Origin of the sequence: Pseudomonas sp. FSL W5-0299 (assembly GCF_005930655.1) — a bacterium.
In the GTDB taxonomy this organism is placed as follows: Bacteria; Pseudomonadota; Gammaproteobacteria; order Pseudomonadales; family Pseudomonadaceae; genus Aquipseudomonas; species Aquipseudomonas mandelii.
Map to the genome: position 1 here is coordinate 41,668 of NZ_RXHX01000022.1, position 15,416 is coordinate 57,083.

General features: G+C 59.0%; 17 protein-coding genes and 1 tRNA gene. 4 read left to right on the top strand and 14 right to left on the bottom strand.

What is annotated here, in order from left to right; translation table 11 throughout:
• From hscA to trmJ, 8 genes are all read right to left on the bottom strand, one after another.
• A complete protein-coding gene (gene hscA, locus FHL16_RS22705) occupies nucleotides 1-1,863 on the bottom strand; it encodes a Fe-S protein assembly chaperone HscA (RefSeq protein ID WP_077749342.1) in 1,863 nt (620 codons plus the stop codon).
• A gap of 51 nt (nucleotides 1,864-1,914) precedes the next feature.
• Nucleotides 1,915-2,436: a co-chaperone HscB gene (gene hscB, locus FHL16_RS22710; protein ID WP_010457866.1), complete on the bottom strand. Its 522-nt coding sequence runs from the start codon at nucleotides 2,434-2,436 to the stop codon at nucleotides 1,915-1,917.
• 8 nt (nucleotides 2,437-2,444) lie between these two features.
• The gene (gene iscA, locus FHL16_RS22715) at nucleotides 2,445-2,768 is read right to left on the bottom strand and encodes an iron-sulfur cluster assembly protein IscA (protein WP_007903589.1); all 324 of its coding nucleotides are present in this window, start codon (nucleotides 2,766-2,768) and stop codon (nucleotides 2,445-2,447) included.
• Nucleotides 2,769-2,796: 28 nt separating this feature from the next.
• Complete coding sequence (gene iscU / locus FHL16_RS22720) at nucleotides 2,797-3,183, bottom strand: Fe-S cluster assembly scaffold IscU (protein ID WP_003443374.1); 387 nt, start codon at nucleotides 3,181-3,183, stop codon at nucleotides 2,797-2,799.
• Nucleotides 3,184-3,267: 84 nt separating this feature from the next.
• Nucleotides 3,268-4,482, bottom strand: coding sequence for an IscS subfamily cysteine desulfurase (locus FHL16_RS22725; RefSeq protein ID WP_010457878.1), 1,215 nt, complete (start codon nucleotides 4,480-4,482; stop codon nucleotides 3,268-3,270).
• 50 nt (nucleotides 4,483-4,532) lie between these two features.
• The gene (gene iscR / locus FHL16_RS22730) at nucleotides 4,533-5,024 is read right to left on the bottom strand and encodes a Fe-S cluster assembly transcriptional regulator IscR (RefSeq protein WP_007903581.1); all 492 of its coding nucleotides are present in this window, start codon (nucleotides 5,022-5,024) and stop codon (nucleotides 4,533-4,535) included.
• A gap of 225 nt (nucleotides 5,025-5,249) precedes the next feature.
• The gene (gene cysE, locus FHL16_RS22735) at nucleotides 5,250-6,026 is read right to left on the bottom strand and encodes a serine O-acetyltransferase (protein ID WP_010457882.1); all 777 of its coding nucleotides are present in this window, start codon (nucleotides 6,024-6,026) and stop codon (nucleotides 5,250-5,252) included.
• A 2-nt stretch (nucleotides 6,027-6,028) separates the two neighbouring features.
• Nucleotides 6,029-6,799, bottom strand: coding sequence for a tRNA (cytosine(32)/uridine(32)-2'-O)-methyltransferase TrmJ (gene trmJ / locus FHL16_RS22740; RefSeq protein WP_010457884.1), 771 nt, complete (start codon nucleotides 6,797-6,799; stop codon nucleotides 6,029-6,031).
• A gap of 145 nt (nucleotides 6,800-6,944) precedes the next feature.
• On the opposite strand from trmJ, the gene suhB reads away from it, so the two are divergent.
• Nucleotides 6,945-7,763 carry a type III secretion system regulator SuhB gene (gene suhB / locus FHL16_RS22745; protein WP_008053258.1) on the top strand — a complete coding sequence of 273 codons (819 nt, stop codon included), beginning with the start codon at nucleotides 6,945-6,947 and terminating at the stop codon, nucleotides 7,761-7,763.
• A 251-nt stretch (nucleotides 7,764-8,014) separates the two neighbouring features.
• Here the strand turns inward: suhB and FHL16_RS22750 are convergent, their stop codons facing one another.
• The 6 genes from FHL16_RS22750 to queA form a co-directional block, all read right to left on the bottom strand.
• A complete protein-coding gene (locus FHL16_RS22750) occupies nucleotides 8,015-8,563 on the bottom strand; it encodes a glycine zipper 2TM domain-containing protein (RefSeq protein WP_010457893.1) in 549 nt (182 codons plus the stop codon).
• Nucleotides 8,564-8,683: 120 nt separating this feature from the next.
• Complete coding sequence (secF, locus tag FHL16_RS22755) at nucleotides 8,684-9,598, bottom strand: protein translocase subunit SecF (RefSeq protein WP_010457895.1); 915 nt, start codon at nucleotides 9,596-9,598, stop codon at nucleotides 8,684-8,686.
• 9 nt (nucleotides 9,599-9,607) lie between these two features.
• Complete coding sequence (gene secD / locus FHL16_RS22760) at nucleotides 9,608-11,476, bottom strand: protein translocase subunit SecD (RefSeq protein WP_077749343.1); 1,869 nt, start codon at nucleotides 11,474-11,476, stop codon at nucleotides 9,608-9,610.
• Between the two features lie 63 nt (nucleotides 11,477-11,539).
• Nucleotides 11,540-11,878 (bottom strand): preprotein translocase subunit YajC, encoded by a 339-nt coding sequence (gene yajC / locus FHL16_RS22765; protein ID WP_007916913.1) that lies wholly within the window; start codon nucleotides 11,876-11,878, stop codon nucleotides 11,540-11,542.
• Between the two features lie 43 nt (nucleotides 11,879-11,921).
• A complete protein-coding gene (tgt, locus tag FHL16_RS22770; protein ID WP_010457900.1) occupies nucleotides 11,922-13,037 on the bottom strand; it encodes a tRNA guanosine(34) transglycosylase Tgt in 1,116 nt (371 codons plus the stop codon).
• A gap of 14 nt (nucleotides 13,038-13,051) precedes the next feature.
• Nucleotides 13,052-14,101, bottom strand: a complete 1,050-nt coding sequence (queA, locus tag FHL16_RS22775) for a tRNA preQ1(34) S-adenosylmethionine ribosyltransferase-isomerase QueA (RefSeq protein ID WP_077749344.1) — start codon at nucleotides 14,099-14,101, stop codon at nucleotides 13,052-13,054.
• 107 nt (nucleotides 14,102-14,208) lie between these two features.
• Here queA and FHL16_RS22780 point away from each other — a divergent pair.
• The 3 genes from FHL16_RS22780 (at nucleotide 14,209) to FHL16_RS22790 (ending at nucleotide 15,406) form a co-directional block, all read left to right on the top strand.
• Nucleotides 14,209-14,293 (top strand) — tRNA-Leu (locus tag FHL16_RS22780).
• 149 nt (nucleotides 14,294-14,442) lie between these two features.
• Nucleotides 14,443-14,772 carry a hypothetical protein gene (locus FHL16_RS22785; protein WP_077749345.1) on the top strand — a complete coding sequence of 110 codons (330 nt, stop codon included), beginning with the start codon at nucleotides 14,443-14,445 and terminating at the stop codon, nucleotides 14,770-14,772.
• A 133-nt stretch (nucleotides 14,773-14,905) separates the two neighbouring features.
• Complete coding sequence (locus FHL16_RS22790) at nucleotides 14,906-15,406, top strand: DUF3916 domain-containing protein (RefSeq protein WP_077749346.1); 501 nt, start codon at nucleotides 14,906-14,908, stop codon at nucleotides 15,404-15,406.
• Nucleotides 15,407-15,416 lie beyond the last annotated feature (10 nt).

Here is a 15,416-nt window from a genome sequence, read left to right on the forward strand (position 1 = left end):
TTATTCCTCAATCTCATTCAAGTTGCGCCCCGCCAGCGCGGCTTTCACCGTTGAGTCCAGGCGGCGGGCAGCAAAAGCGTCGGTCACTTGCGACAGACGCTTGGTCTGCTGCTCGATGGCGAAACCATCGGTACCTTTCATCAGTTCGGTCAGTTCCTGCATCTGCAACTCGATGACCATGCGCTCTTCGGCGTCGAGCAAGCGCTCACCGTCGACATCAAGGGCAGCCTGCACCGCTTCGATCAGGCGCTGGGCGTCGACCTGCTGCTCACGCAACACACGGGCGACCTTGTCGTCGTTGGCGTGCTGGAACGATTCCTTGAGCATTTTGGCGATTTCGCCGTCGGTCAGACCGTAGGACGGCTTGACCTGAATGCTGGCCTCGACGCCTGAACCCAACTCGCGAGCGGAGACACTGAGCAGACCGTCGGCATCGACCTGGAACGTCACGCGGATTTTCGCAGCACCGGCGACCATGGCCGGAATGCCGCGCAATTCGAAGCGCGCCAGGGAACGGCAGTCGCTGATCAGCTCACGCTCGCCCTGCAGCACGTGAATCGCCATGGCCGACTGGCCGTCTTTGTAAGTCGTGAAGTCCTGGGCGCGGGCAACGGGGATGGTGGTGTTGCGTGGGATCACCTTCTCCATCAGGCCGCCCATGGTTTCCAGCCCCAGGGACAACGGAATGACGTCGAGCAAGAGCAATTCGCCGCCATCGCGCTTGTTGCCAGCCAACGTATCGGCCTGGATCGCAGCCCCAATGGCCACCACTTGATCCGGATCGATTTCAGTCAGCGGCTGGCGACCAAAGGCTTCAGCGACGGCTTCACGAACGCGAGGCACGCGCGTCGAGCCGCCGACCATGACCACAGCGTGCACTTCGTCCAGCTCGATGCCGGAATCACGCACCGCGCGGCGGCAGGCTTTCAGGCTGCGCGCGACCATTGGCTCGATCAGCGCATCGAAGGCTTCGCGGGTCAGTTGCGCTTTCCAGTCGCCGTAAGCGACTTCAACCGTCGAGGCATTGGTCAGGGCTTCTTTGGCCGCACAAGCGGTTTGCAGCAGATGGCGCTGAGCACCCGGGTCGAGGTCGGCGGACAAGCCGGCGCTCTCGATGATCCAGCCAGCGATGGCGTGGTCAAAGTCATCGCCACCCAAGGCGCTATCGCCACCGGTAGCGAGGACTTCGAATACACCGCCCGTCAGGCGCAGGATCGAAATATCAAACGTACCGCCACCCAGGTCGTAAATCGCGACCAGGCCTTCGGCATGCTGATCCAGACCGTAAGCCACTGCGGCTGCGGTCGGTTCATTGAGCAAACGCAGCACGTTCAGACCGGCCAGATTGGCCGCATCCTTGGTCGCTTGACGCTGAGCATCATCGAAATAGGCCGGAACGGTGATCACCGCGCCCACCAACTCGCCGCCCAATGCCGCTTCAGCACGCTGACGCAGCACCTTGAGGATATCGGCGGAGACTTCGACCGGGCTTTTCGGCCCCTGAATCGTGTCGATGAACGGCATGTGCGACTCGCCACCGACAAAGCGGTACGGCAGTTGGTCGCCCAATTGCTTGACGTCGGACAGACCACGACCCATCAAGCGCTTGACCGACAGCACGGTGTTCAAAGGATCGGTAGCGGCCGCCAGCTTGGCGGACTCGCCGACTTCGACGCGATCGGCGTGGTAGCGCACGGCGGACGGCAGGATGACCTGCCCTTCGGCGTCGGCCAGAGGCTCGGAAAGACCACTGCGCAACGCAGCGACCAGCGAATTGGTAGTGCCCAAGTCGATCCCCACAGCCAGACGACGCTGGTGCGGTTGAGGACTTTGGCCGGGTTCGGCGATCTGCAGTAGGGCCATCGTTATCAGGACTTATCTGTATATCAGGCGTGCGACCGGAGCGGCACTGGGTTAATCGTCGAGGCGCTCTTCTAACTGGCGCACTTCGTAGGTGAGCTTGTCGAGGAACTGCATGCGCCGCATCAGGCGTTCGGCCTGTTCACGTTGCGCTGCATCATCCCAACAGGCTGCGAAGCTTTCGTTCAGTTCATCCTGAGCCGTCTTCAGGCGACGCTTGAACACTGCAACACCCGCCAGGTCGGCGCTGTCTTGCAGGTCTTCGAGCTCTTCACGCAATTCCATCTGCTGCAGAAGGAATTCCGGATCATGCACCGTGACCTCCAGCGGCAGCTCGCCTCCATTCAAAGCGAGCAGGTATCGCGCGCGCTTTGGGGGACTTTTGAGCGTCTGATAGGCCTCGTTGAGGCTCGCGGATTGCTCCAGCGCCAGCCGCTGCTCGCGCTCGGAAGCGTCTGCAAAGCGGTCCGGATGAACACCGCGCGCCAACTCACGATAGCGCGTGGCCAACTGATCGAGATCCAGACGGAAGCTCGGCTGCAGTTCAAATAAAGCGAAATGACAAGGAGTACCCACGAGCAGCCTCAGATGTTGAAGCTTTCGCCGCAGCCACATTCACCGCGCACGTTGGGGTTGTTGAACTTGAAGCCTTCGTTCAACCCTTCCTTGACGAAATCGAGTTCGGTGCCGTCCAGGTAGGCAAGGCTTTTCGGGTCGATGATCACTTTCTCGCCGTGACTTTCGAACACCTGATCCTCTGCAACCACCTCGTCGACAAACTCCAGCACGTAGGCAAGGCCGGAACAACCTGTGGTGCGAACACCCAGGCGAATCCCCTCACCTTTGCCGCGCCCGTTAAGGGAGCGTCGCACGTGTTGAGCAGCCGCTTCTGTCATGCTGATAGCCATCGTTGACTCCTTACTCGTCGCTTAATGCTTAGATCAAGCCTTTCTTCTGCTTGTAGTCGCGAACGGCCGCTTTGATAGCGTCTTCAGCGAGTACGGAGCAGTGAATTTTTACCGGCGGCAGTGCCAGTTCTTCGGCCAGCTGAGTGTTCTTGATGGTCTCTGCTTCATCCAGAGTCTTGCCTTTCATCCACTCGGTCGCCAGGGAGCTGGAGGCGATCGCCGAACCGCAACCATAGGTCTTGAACTTGGCGTCTTCGATGATGCCTTGCTCGTTGACCTTGATCTGCAGGCGCATTACATCGCCGCACGCCGGAGCGCCGACCATGCCGGTGCCGACATCAGGGTCTTCCGCGTCCATCTTGCCGACGTTGCGCGGGTTTTCGTAGTGGTCGATGACCTTTTCGCTGTAAGCCATGATTCTTAATCCTCACTCATCAGAGAGTCGCTCTTGAGCCCTGAAAACCTTGGTTTTGCAGGGCCGGTTTGCGGCGACTTGAAATCAGTGTGCCGCCCACTCGATTTTCGAAATGTCGACACCGTCTTTGTACATGTCCCACAGCGGCGACAGGGTGCGCAGCTTGGTAACGGCCTCGCAGACTTTCTGCGCGGCGTAGTCGATTTCTTCTTCGGTGGTGAAACGGCCGAAGGTGAAACGGATCGAGCTATGGGCCAGTTCGTCGTTGCGGCCCAGGGCGCGCAGTACATACGAAGGCTCAAGCGATGCCGAGGTGCAGGCCGAACCGGACGAAACCGCCAGATCCTTGAGCGCCATGATCAGCGACTCGCCTTCAACGTAGTTGAAGCTCAGGTTCAGGTTGTGCGGTACGCGGGCGGTCATGCTGCCGTTGATGTACAGCTCTTCCAGGCCTTCGACCTGCTTGAAGAAACGGTCGCTCAGGGCTTTGATACGGATGTTCTCGGCCGCCATGTCTTCTTTGGCTACGCGGAACGCTTCACCCATGCCGACGATCTGGTGGGTCGCCAGGGTGCCGGAACGCATGCCACGCTCGTGACCGCCGCCGTGCATGGTCGCTTCGATGCGAACACGCGGCTTGCGGCTGACGTACAGCGCGCCGATGCCTTTAGGGCCGTAGGTTTTGTGGGCAGAGAACGACATCAGGTCGACTTTCAGCTTCTGCAAGTCAATCTCGACCTTGCCAGTGGACTGAGCGGCGTCGACGTGGAACAGAATACCCTTGGAGCGGGTCAGTTCGCCGATGGCTGCGATGTCGTTGATGGTGCCGATTTCGTTGTTCACGTGCATGACCGAGACCAGGATGGTGTCGTCGCGCAGTGCGGCTTCGATCATCGCTGGCGTAACCAGGCCGTCAGTCTGAGGCTCGAGGTAGGTCACTTCGAAACCTTCACGCTCCAGTTGGCGCATGGTGTCGAGGACAGCCTTGTGCTCAATCTTGGTGGTGATCAGGTGTTTGCCTTTGGTCGCATAGAAATGCGCCGCACCCTTGATTGCCAGGTTGTCGGACTCGGTGGCACCGGAGGTCCAGACGATTTCACGCGGGTCGGCGTTAACCAGGTCAGCGACCTGACGACGAGCGTTTTCGACGGACTCTTCAGCTTTCCAGCCGAACACGTGGGAACGGGACGCCGGGTTACCGAAGTTTCCGTCGACCAGCAGGCATTCACTCATCTTTTGCGCAACACGCGGATCAACCGGGGTGGTCGCAGAGTAATCAAGGTAAATCGGCAATTTCATGGACTATCTCCTAATCAGGCTGGCTGGCGTACCGCTTTGCTCTCTGGCTGTCATTCGACGGCGGACGCTTCAATCTTGTCCAGGCGTGGCGCCTTGCTGTTGCAACGGCGCTGGTCCTGACGCTGGGCTACTTCTTGCACCTCACGGCGAGTTACAAGGTCAGCCAAGCTGATACCGCTCAGAAATTCGTGAATCTGCAGGCTCAGATCGCACCACAAGTGGTGGGTCAGGCAGGTGTCGCCTTGATGGCAATCACCTTGGCCTTGGCATTTGGTTGCATCGACCGATTCGTTCACCGCATCGATCACCTGGGCGACCTGGATGCCCTGCATGTCGCGGGACAGTTGGTAGCCACCGCCCGGGCCACGAACGCTGGAGACCAGATTGCTGCGGCGCAATTTGGCGAAAAGCTGTTCGAGGTAGGACAGGGAGATGCCTTGGCGCTCGGAGATATCGGCCAGGGACACCGGCCCGTGCTGCGCGTGCAACGCCAGGTCGAGCATGGCGGTTACGGCGTATCGGCCTTTTGTAGTCAGTCGCATGGACAATTACCACGGAGTTCGGAATGGGGCGAGTATGCAATTCCCGAGTATTTAAGTCAACTATAAGACCTAGTACTTTAGTCAGGATTACCCGCAAAAGAGCGCGCGCATCATAGCAAAGGCTGGCCGCGTACAGCCAGCAGTACCGCGTTATCGTTCTTCGCGGGCAAGTCTCGCTCCTACAGGGGTCGCGCCGAGGCTTGCCCGCGAAGGGGTCGGCGCGGTTTAGCTGGCCTGACTCTGATCCTTGTCCTTCACACAGGCAAAGTCTTCTTCGCGCAACTCAGGCAGATCTTTCGCACAGTAATTACTGCCCAGGTCCTTCAACGCTCCGCACATCCCCTCCAGACGGCCATCGACTGCCTGCAGGTGATCGAGCAATTGGTTGATAGCCCGCGCCACCGGGTCAGGCATGTCTTCGCCAACACCGTAGGCATCGAAACCGATCTTCTCGGCCATGGCCTTGCGCTTGGCGTCCTGCTCTTCATCAGACTTGACGATGATCCGCCCCGGAATCCCGACCACCGTGGCCCCGGCCGGAACCGCCTTGGTCACGACGGCGTTGGAACCGACCTTGGCACCCGCGCCCACCGTGAACGGACCGAGCACCTTGGCGCCCGCCCCGACCACCACGCCATCTTCCAGCGTCGGGTGACGCTTGCCCTTGTTCCAGCTGGTGCCACCCAACGTCACGCCCTGATAAAGGGTGACATCGTTGCCGATCTCGGCGGTCTCGCCAATGACGATGCCCATGCCATGGTCAATAAAGAAGCGACGACCGACCTTGGCGCCGGGATGAATCTCGATCCCGGTCAGCCAGCGACCGAAGTTAGAGACAACCCGCGCCAGCCACTTCCAGCCCATACCCCACAGGGCCGATGACAGGCGATGGATCCAGATGGCGTGCATGCCGGGGTAGCAGGTCAGGACTTCAAAGGCGTTGCGCGCTGCCGGGTCACGATGGAAAACACTCTGGATATCTTCACGCAAACGCTCGAACATTTTTAATCCTTCCGCTTTAGAAGCTCGCCACGGGCCGCTTTCTGGGTTTCCGTGAGGATGCCACGCAATATATTCATTTCCGCCCGGCTGACCGAGCTGCGACCGTACAACCGGCGCAGGCGCGCCATCAAGTGCCGTGGTTTTTCCGGATCGAGGAATTCGATGGCCACCAGGGTTTGCTCCAGGTGCTCATAGAATCGCTCCAGCTCATCCATGGTCGCCAGCTCACCACTTTTGGTGGACGCCACCTCATCCTTCTCGACCTTGCTCGGCTGGCCTTGGGCCGCGAGCCAGGACATGCGCACTTCATAACTCAACACCTGCACCGCTGCCCCAAGGTTCAGCGAACTGAACTCAGGGTCTGATGGAATGTGCACGTGATAATGACATCGCTGCAGCTCTTCATTGGTCAGGCCGGAATCTTCACGACCAAAGACCAAGGCAATCTCGGCACCCGATGCCGCTTCCTCGACCACCTTCACACCGCATTCGCGGGGATCGAGCAACGGCCAGGGGATGCGACGGTCACGGGCGCTGGTGCCAAGCACCAGATTGCAGCCGACCAAGGCATCTTCCAAGGTGGCGACGACTTGTGCGTTTTCAAGGATGTCCCCGGCGCCGGAAGCACGAGCATCGGCCTCGTGGTGCGGGAACAACCGCGGTTCGACCAGCACCAGCCGCGACAGGCCCATGTTCTTCATGGCACGCGCAGCCCCGCCGATGTTGCCGGGGTGGCTGGTATTGACCAGGACGACACGAATGTTATGCAGCACGGGAGGCGTTCTCGAACACAAATTTGGGAGCAGAATCTTACAGTTGATCCTACCGTTAAGCTATGAAAGCGAACACCAACCTTCACCTGTAGAAAAGTTCTGATAGAATGCCCGGCTTTCTTTAACAACCTTAGGTGACACATCCATGCAGCCCATGCTGAATATCGCGCTGCGCGCCGCCCGCAGCGCCAGTGAATTGATCTTCCGCTCCATCGAGCGCCTGGATACCATCAAGGTCGACGAAAAAGACGCCAAGGATTATGTATCCGAGGTGGATCGCGCCGCCGAACAGAAAATCATCGACGCGCTGCGCAAGGCCTACCCGAATCACTCGATCCTGGGTGAAGAAACCGGCATGCACGCCGGCACCGGGATCGAAGGCGAAGAATACCTGTGGATCATCGATCCGCTGGACGGCACCACCAACTTCCTGCGCGGCATTCCTCACTTCGCTGTCAGCATCGCCTGCAAATACCGCGGTCGCCTGGAGCACGCTGTTGTTCTGGACCCGGTTCGCCAGGAAGAATTCACCGCCAGCCGTGGTCGCGGCGCTCAACTGAACGGTCGTCGCCTGCGCGTCAGCGGCCGCACCAGCCTGGACGGCGCCCTGCTGGGTACCGGCTTCCCGTTCCGTGACGACCAGATGGACAACCTCGACAACTACCTGGGCATGTTCCGCGCCCTGGTAGGCCAGACCGCCGGCATCCGCCGCGCAGGTTCGGCGAGCCTGGACCTGGCCTACGTGGCCGCCGGTCGTTTTGACGCCTTCTGGGAGTCGGGCCTGTCCGAGTGGGACATGGCGGCAGGCGCCCTGCTGATCCAGGAAGCCGGCGGCTTGGTGAGCGACTTCACCGGTGGCCACGACTTCCTTGAGAAAGGCCATGTCGTTGCAGGCAACACCAAGTGCTTCAAGGCAGTATTGACGGCGATCCAGCCGCACCTGCCGGCCTCGCTGAAACGCTAAGCGAACGCCCACAAAAAAGCACCCTTCGGGGTGCTTTTTTTATGCCTGGAATTCGCTCTCAAGCACACCCCCCATTCCCTGTGGGAGCGAGCCTGCTCGCGAAGGCGTCCTCACATCCAGCAATGGAGGTGGCTGATACACCGCTTTCGCGAGCAGGCTCGCTCCCACAAGGGACGGTGGTGAGGCACAAATCGTGGGCACAAAAAAAGCACCCATCCGGGTGCTTCTTTTTGAATCTGAATTGCAGTTTTTTAGTGAGCCTGTTCGTTCTGCGACAGGACCAGCTTGCCTTCCTTGTCGACCGGAATCTGGTTACCCGGATCACGATCCATCCGCACCTTGCCTTCCTTGCCATCCAGCGAATAACGAACGTCGTAGCCTACAACCTTGTCGCTGATGTCATTCACCGTGTTACAGCGAGTCTGAGTCGTGGTGTAGGTGTCACGCTCTTGCATGCCTTCCTGAACCTTGTTGCCCGCATAACCACCACCGACAGCGCCTGCGACCGTGGCAATCTTCTTGCCGGTGCCGCCGCCGATCTGGTTACCCAGCAAACCACCGGCTAATGCACCGACCACCGTACCGGCGATCTGGTGTTGATCTTTCACCGGCGCTTGCCGGGTTACTGCTACATCCTTGCACACTTCACGTGGCGTCTTGATTTGTGTCTTGACCGGTTCAACGGCTAGCACTTGCGCATACTCAGGGCCGCTTTTAACCAGGCTGTAGGTGGCAACAGCACCCCCGGCTGTTACACCGACAGCACCCAATACCGCACCAACCAGCAACGACTTGTTCACATGAACCTCCTGACCATCACATGCGGGCAAAGCCCGCGCTTCTCCCAGCCTTGGAGCATAAAAAAAGGCGCGAGTTCAACTCGCGACTTTTTGGGCTGACAGCTGGAGGAGCGATGGCCGTTATGGACGGTCGTCGACTTCCTTGTCAGTGGCCGCAGGAGGAATCAAGTCCTCGCTGCTCAGGTTCAGCCAGATCAGCACCACGTTCGCGATGTAGATCGACGAGTAAGTACCCGCCAGAACACCGATAAACAGGGCAATGGAGAAGCCGAACAGGTTGTCGCCACCGAAGAACAGCAGGGCCGCGATCGCCAGCAAGGTGGAGATCGACGTCGCCATGGTGCGCAGCAGGGTTTGCGTGGTCGAGATGTTGATGTTCTCGATCAGGCTGGCCTTGCGCAGTACACGGAAGTTCTCACGAACCCGGTCGAATACCACGATGGTGTCGTTGAGCGAGTAACCAATGATCGCCAGTACCGCCGCCAGCACCGTCAGGTCGAAGGTGATCTGGAAGAACGACAGGATACCGATGGTCACGATCACGTCGTGGATCAGCGAAACGATGGCACCGACCGCGAACTTCCACTGAAAGCGGAAAGCCAGGTAGATCAGGATACCGCCCAGCGCCATCAGCATGCCGAGGCCGCCCTGGTCGCGCAGTTCTTCACCCACCTGCGGGCCGACGAACTCGACGCGCTTGACCGTCGCCGGGTTGTCGCCGCCGACTTTCAGCAGCGCTTCTGCCACTTGATGGCCCAGCTGCGGGTCTTCACCCGGCATACGCACGAGCAAATCGGTAGTCGCACCGAAGCTCTGCACGATTGCCTCGTGATAACCCGAAGTGACCAGCTGCTCACGCACCTTGGTGACATCGGCCGGACGCTCGTAGGTCAGCTCGATGAGCGTACCGCCGGTGAAGTCCAGGCCCCAGTTCATGCCCTTGGTGGCGACGCTGAACAAAGCCAGCACGGTAAGGAACAATGTGACGCCGAACGCAACGTTGCGAACGCCCATGAAGTTGATTGTACGTAACATGGCAGCCCCTTAAATCCACAACTTCTTGAAGTCACGACCGCCGAAGATCAGGTTGACCATCGCGCGGGTCACCATGATGGCCGTGAACATCGAGGTAAAGATCCCGAGGGACATGGTCACTGCGAAGCCTTTGACTGGACCTGTGCCCATCGCAAAGAGAATCCCGCCGACCAGCAACGTTGTCAGGTTGGCGTCGAGAATCGCAGTAAATGCCCGGCCGAAGCCTTCGTTGATTGCCCGTTGCACGGTCATGCCCGCCGCGATCTCTTCACGAATCCGCGAGAAGATCAGAACGTTGGCGTCGACCGCCATACCCATGGTCAATACGATACCGGCGATACCCGGCAGGGTCAGCGTTGCACCCAGCAGCGACATCAAGGCCAGCAGCAGCACCATGTTCACCGACAGTGCGACGGTGGCGATGATGCCGAAGAAGCGGTAGATGGCGATGATGAACAGCGAGACAAACAGCATGCCCCACAGCGATGCATCGATACCTTTGGTGATGTTGTCGGCACCCAGGCTCGGGCCAATGGTGCGCTCTTCAGCGAAGTACATCGGTGCAGCCAGACCACCGGCACGCAACAGCAGCGCCAGTTCGGACGACTCGCCCTGACCGTTCAGGCCAGTGATACGGAATTGAGCACCCAGCGGCGACTGGATGGTCGCCAGGCTGATGATCTTCTTCTCTTCTTTAAACGTCTGGACCGCAACGTCTTTCTCGACGCCGTTGACCATTTGCTTGGTGTACGTGGTGACCGGGCGCTGCTCGATGAAGATCACCGCCATGCTGCGACCGACGTTGCTGCGAGTCGCACGACTCATCAGCTCGCCACCGTGACCATCCAGACGGATGTTCACTTCTGGCGTGCCGTGCTCGCCGAAGCCGGCCTTGGCGTCAGTCACCTGGTCACCGGTGATGATCAGGCCACGCTCGATCTGTGCCGGTGGACGATTGCCTTCACGGAACTCGAAGCTTTCGGAAGTGGCTTTCGAAGCGCCCGGCTCAGCGGCCAGACGGAACTCAAGGTTGGCCGTCTTGCCGAGGATACGCTTGGCTTCTGCGGTGTCCTGCACGCCCGGCAGCTCAACCACGATGCGGTTGGCGCCCTGACGCTGAACGATCGGTTCGGCAACACCCAGCTCGTTGACGCGGTTACGTACCGTGGTCAAGTTCTGCTTGATGGAGTATTCACGGATTTCCGCCAGCTTGGCCGGGGTCATCGCCAGACGCAGCACCGCCTGACCATTGAGGTCGGCCGGAACAATGTCGAAATCGTTGAAGTTCTTGCGGATCAGTGCGCGGGCCTGTTCGCGGGAAGCTTCATCAGCGAAGCCCAGCTGAATGGCACCGTTGAGTTGCGGCAGGCTGCGATAGCGCAGTTTCTCTTTACGCAACAGACTCTTTACATCGCCTTCGTACACTTTCAAGCGTGCGTCGAGGGCTTTGTCCATGTCCACTTCCAGCAGGAAGTGCACACCACCGGACAAGTCCAGACCCAGCTTCATCGGGTGCGCGCCCAGGCTGCGCAGCCATTGCGGGGTGGTTTGTGCCAGGTTCAGCGCGACGACGTAGTCATCACCCAGTGCCTTGCGCACGACGTCTTTGGCCGGCAGCTGATCTTCAGCCTTGGTCAGACGAATCAGACCGCCCTTGCCATTGGCCGCCAGCGTGGCTGCCTTGACGTTGATCCCGGATTCCTTGAGCGCAGCGCTCACACGATCCAGATCAGCCTGAGTGACTTGCAGCGCAGTGCTTGCGCCGCTGACCTGAATGGCCGGGTCATCAGGATATAAATTGGGAGCGGAATAAATCAGACCGACCGCCAGCACCGCCAGGATCAGAATGTATTTCCACAGAGGGTATTTGTTCAGCATCACGCCGCCCGCTTATGACGCGGGGCGCCTTGCGCGCCCCGTCGATTGAGTAGAAGTTGAAACTTAGATCGCTTTTAGCGTGCCTTTTGGCAGCGTGGCGGCAATGGCGCCTTTCTGGAACTTCATTTCGACGGTGTCGGAAACTTCCAGAACCACGAAATCATCAGCCACTTTAGTGATCTTGCCGGCGATGCCGCCGGTGGTCACAACTTCGTCGCCTTTCTGCAGGCTGCTCAGCAGGTTCTTCTGCTCTTTGGCGCGCTTGGCCTGTGGACGCCAGATCATCAGGTAGAAGATGACCAGGAAACCGACCAGGAAAATCCACTCGAAACCGCCACCCATTGGGCCGGCAGCTGCCGGTGCAGCAGCGTCAGCCATGGCATTAGAGATAAAAAAGCTCATTTAGCACTCCAGTTGCAAATGTTGAATCTTGGGGTCAGAAAACTCAGTCCAAAGGCGGAACAGGTAACCCGCGTTTGGCGTAGAAGGCATCGACAAAGGCGGCCAATGTACCCTGTTGAATAGCCTCGCGCAAACCAGCCATAAGCACTTGATAATGACGCAAGTTATGGATGGTATTGAGCATGCTCCCCAGCATTTCGCCGCACTTGTCCAGGTGATGCAGATAAGCGCGGGAGAAGTTCTGGCAGGTATAGCAATCGCAGGTCGGATCGAGCGGCGAATCATCATGGCGATGGAACGCGTTTCGGATCTTCAGCACGCCTGTATCAATGAACAGATGCCCATTGCGGGCATTACGGGTTGGCATCACGCAATCGAACATGTCCACACCGCGGCGCACACCCTCAACCAGATCTTCCGGTTTGCCAACGCCCATAAGGTAACGAGGTTTGTCAGCCGGCATTTGCCCCGGCAGGTAATCCAGCACCTTGATCATCTCGTGCTTGGGCTCGCCCACCGACAGACCGCCGATGGCCAGGCCATCGAAGCCGATCTTGTCGAGGCCTTCCAGGGAGCGCATGCGCAGATCCTGGTGCATGCCGCCCTGAACGATGCCGAACAGCGCCGCCGTGTTGTCGCCATGGGCTTCTTTCGAACGCTTGGCCCAACGCAACGACAGCTCCATGGAAATCCGTGCGACGTCTTCGTCGGCCGGGTACGGGGTGCATTCGTCGAAAATCATCACGATGTCCGAGCCCAGGTCACGCTGAACCTGCATCGACTCTTCCGGGCCCATGAACACTTTGGCGCCGTCGACCGGAGAAGCGAAGGTCACGCCCTCCTCCTTGATCTTGCGCATCGCGCCCAGGCTGAACACCTGGAAACCACCGGAGTCGGTCAGAATCGGGCCTTTCCACTGCATGAAATCGTGCAGGTCGCCGTGCTTCTTGATCACTTCAGTGCCAGGACGCAGCCACAAGTGGAAGGTGTTGCCCAGAATGATCTCCGCGCCGGTCGCGACGATATCCCGCGGCAGCATGCCCTTGACGGTGCCATACGTGCCCACCGGCATGAACGCCGGGGTCTCGACGGTACCGCGCGGGAAGGTCAAACGACCGCGACGAGCCTTGCCGTCGGTAGCAAGCAACTCAAACGACATACGACTTTGGCGACTCATTCTTTGTCCTCAGGGCCACGTGGTGCGGGGTTACGGGTGATAAACATCGCATCACCGTAGCTGAAAAAGCGGTATTCATGCTCGACAGCCGCTTTATAAGCGGCCATCGCTTCGGGATAACCGGCGAACGCCGAAACCAGCATCAACAGCGTGGATTCGGGCAAATGAAAGTTGGTGACCAGGGCATCGACCACATGAAACGGCCGGCCCGGGTAGATAAAGATATCGGTGTCGCCACTGAACGGCTTGAGCACACCATCGCGCGCGGCGCTTTCCAGGGAACGCACGCTGGTGGTCCCCACCGCCACCACACGACCACCACGAGCGCGGCATGCAGCGACGGCATCGACCACGTCCTGGCCGACTTCCAGCCATTCGCTGTGCATGTGGTGATCTTCGATCTTCTCGACGCGCACCGGCTGGAACGTGCCAGCGCCGACGTGCAAGGTCACGAACGCCGTCTCGACGCCCTTGGCGGCAATCGCCTCCATCAGCGGCTGATCGAAATGCAGCCCCGCCGTCGGCGCCGCCACCGCGCCCAGGCGCTCGGCGTACACCGTCTGATAACGCTCGCGGTCCGAGCCTTCATCCGGGCGGTCTATATAAGGAGGCAGCGGCATGTGCCCGACGCGGTCGAGCAGCGGCAACACCTCTTCGGCAAACCCCAGCTCGAACAACGCATCGTGCCGCGCCAGCATCTCGGCCTCGCCACCGCCATCGATCAGGATCTTCGAACCCGGCTTCGGCGACTTGCTGGACCGCACATGCGCCAGCACGCGATGACTGTCGAGCACGCGCTCCACCAGGATTTCCAGCTTGCCGCCGGAAGCCTTCTGGCCAAACAGCCGCGCCGGAATCACCCGGGTATTGTTGAACACCATCAAATCGCCCGGGCGCAAATGCTCGAGCAAATCGGTGAATTGACGGTGTGCCAGGACGCCGCTGACCCCATCAAGGGTCAACAGGCGACTGTTGCGACGCTCGGCCAAAGGGTGGCGAGCAATCAGCGAATCAGGGAGTTCGAAAGTAAAGTCAGCAACGCGCATGATGGGGTTCGTCTAGCAGGGGCCGGAAGTCTAGCCGAAATAGTGAAAATTCTCTATGTACCTGATTGACCGACGGTAATCTCATCTCTATACTTCGCCGCCATTGAGCCCTGATGGCGGAATTGGTAGACGCGGCGGATTCAAAATCCGTTTTCGAAAGGAGTGGGAGTTCGAGTCTCCCTCGGGGCACCAAATTAAGAAAGGTCTTGCTTAGCAAGGCCTTTTTTTTCGCCTACAGAAAAGTGAGCTTGCTTACCGCTGTCGTGTAGTAGCTGCCGAAGGCTGCGAGCTTTTGATCTTCGTATTCTTGGCCGGTACGCCCCCTCTCAAGGATTCACCCCATGGAACTGCTGCTGGAAACCGTCGCCCTGTTCTGCCTCAAGCTTGCTTATGAGCGAGAGGGTGAAAGCCCGATTCTGCGGGATGATCCAATCATGAGTGATTATGAGCGCGAGGTTTTTGGGTTGTTGGTGCGCCGGGGAGATATTAAGGGGATTCAGTTTCGGGTGGCGCGCTGCGTTAGTTTGGCGATGGACGCTTTAGGCGGAATTCATACGCCACTGGGACGGGAGCTGCACAGGTTGTCAGCTGATTTCAGCACTGCGCAGTCGATGGATCAGCTTGAAGAGCCGCTCTTCGCGCTTAAGGATTATCTTAAAGACATTCAGTAATGATTGGGTTGGAGCCCCTTCACACCTACTGATACTGGCAGGGGTATGGTTGAAGTGAGAATGGACCTGCCACTTATCCATTGCCCCAACTGACAACAACGAAAGATTTTTTCGGCACCACAAGGACGTATCAATGCGGCAAATCGCCCTCAGCAACAAACCACTCAGAGGCATTCCCCGCCGCCTTCGCGCTCTGGAGCGCTGGGCCTCCAGCTTTCGCGATGAGTTTTACCCGCGATCCGCCCACATGGAGCGCTATACACACTGGAAGATCCCGGTGCATGCGGCCTTGGTTCAAGGTCCTCAAGCCAGGATCGAAGCTCAAGCCTTCTGCATTCAGCAACTGCTCGAAGCCGCTAGCCACCTGTCCAACGCTGCTGACCACTCACAAGGTTACTACCGGGTCGCTTGCCTGGTGGTGTGGCCATGGGTTCATCAGAGCGAGGTCACCGTCTTCTATGACAGGGACTATTATCTGGGTTTTCTTGGTGAAACAAACGCTCTAATGCCAGAGCGGATCAGTCAAGTTCTCGCGTTGCAGTCACCAGCGAATTTCATCGAGCACGGGCATGACGTAACTCAACCTGACGATGAAGTTGCAGTACAGTGGTGGTGCATTGGGGAACCGGCCTGACGGATTTGAC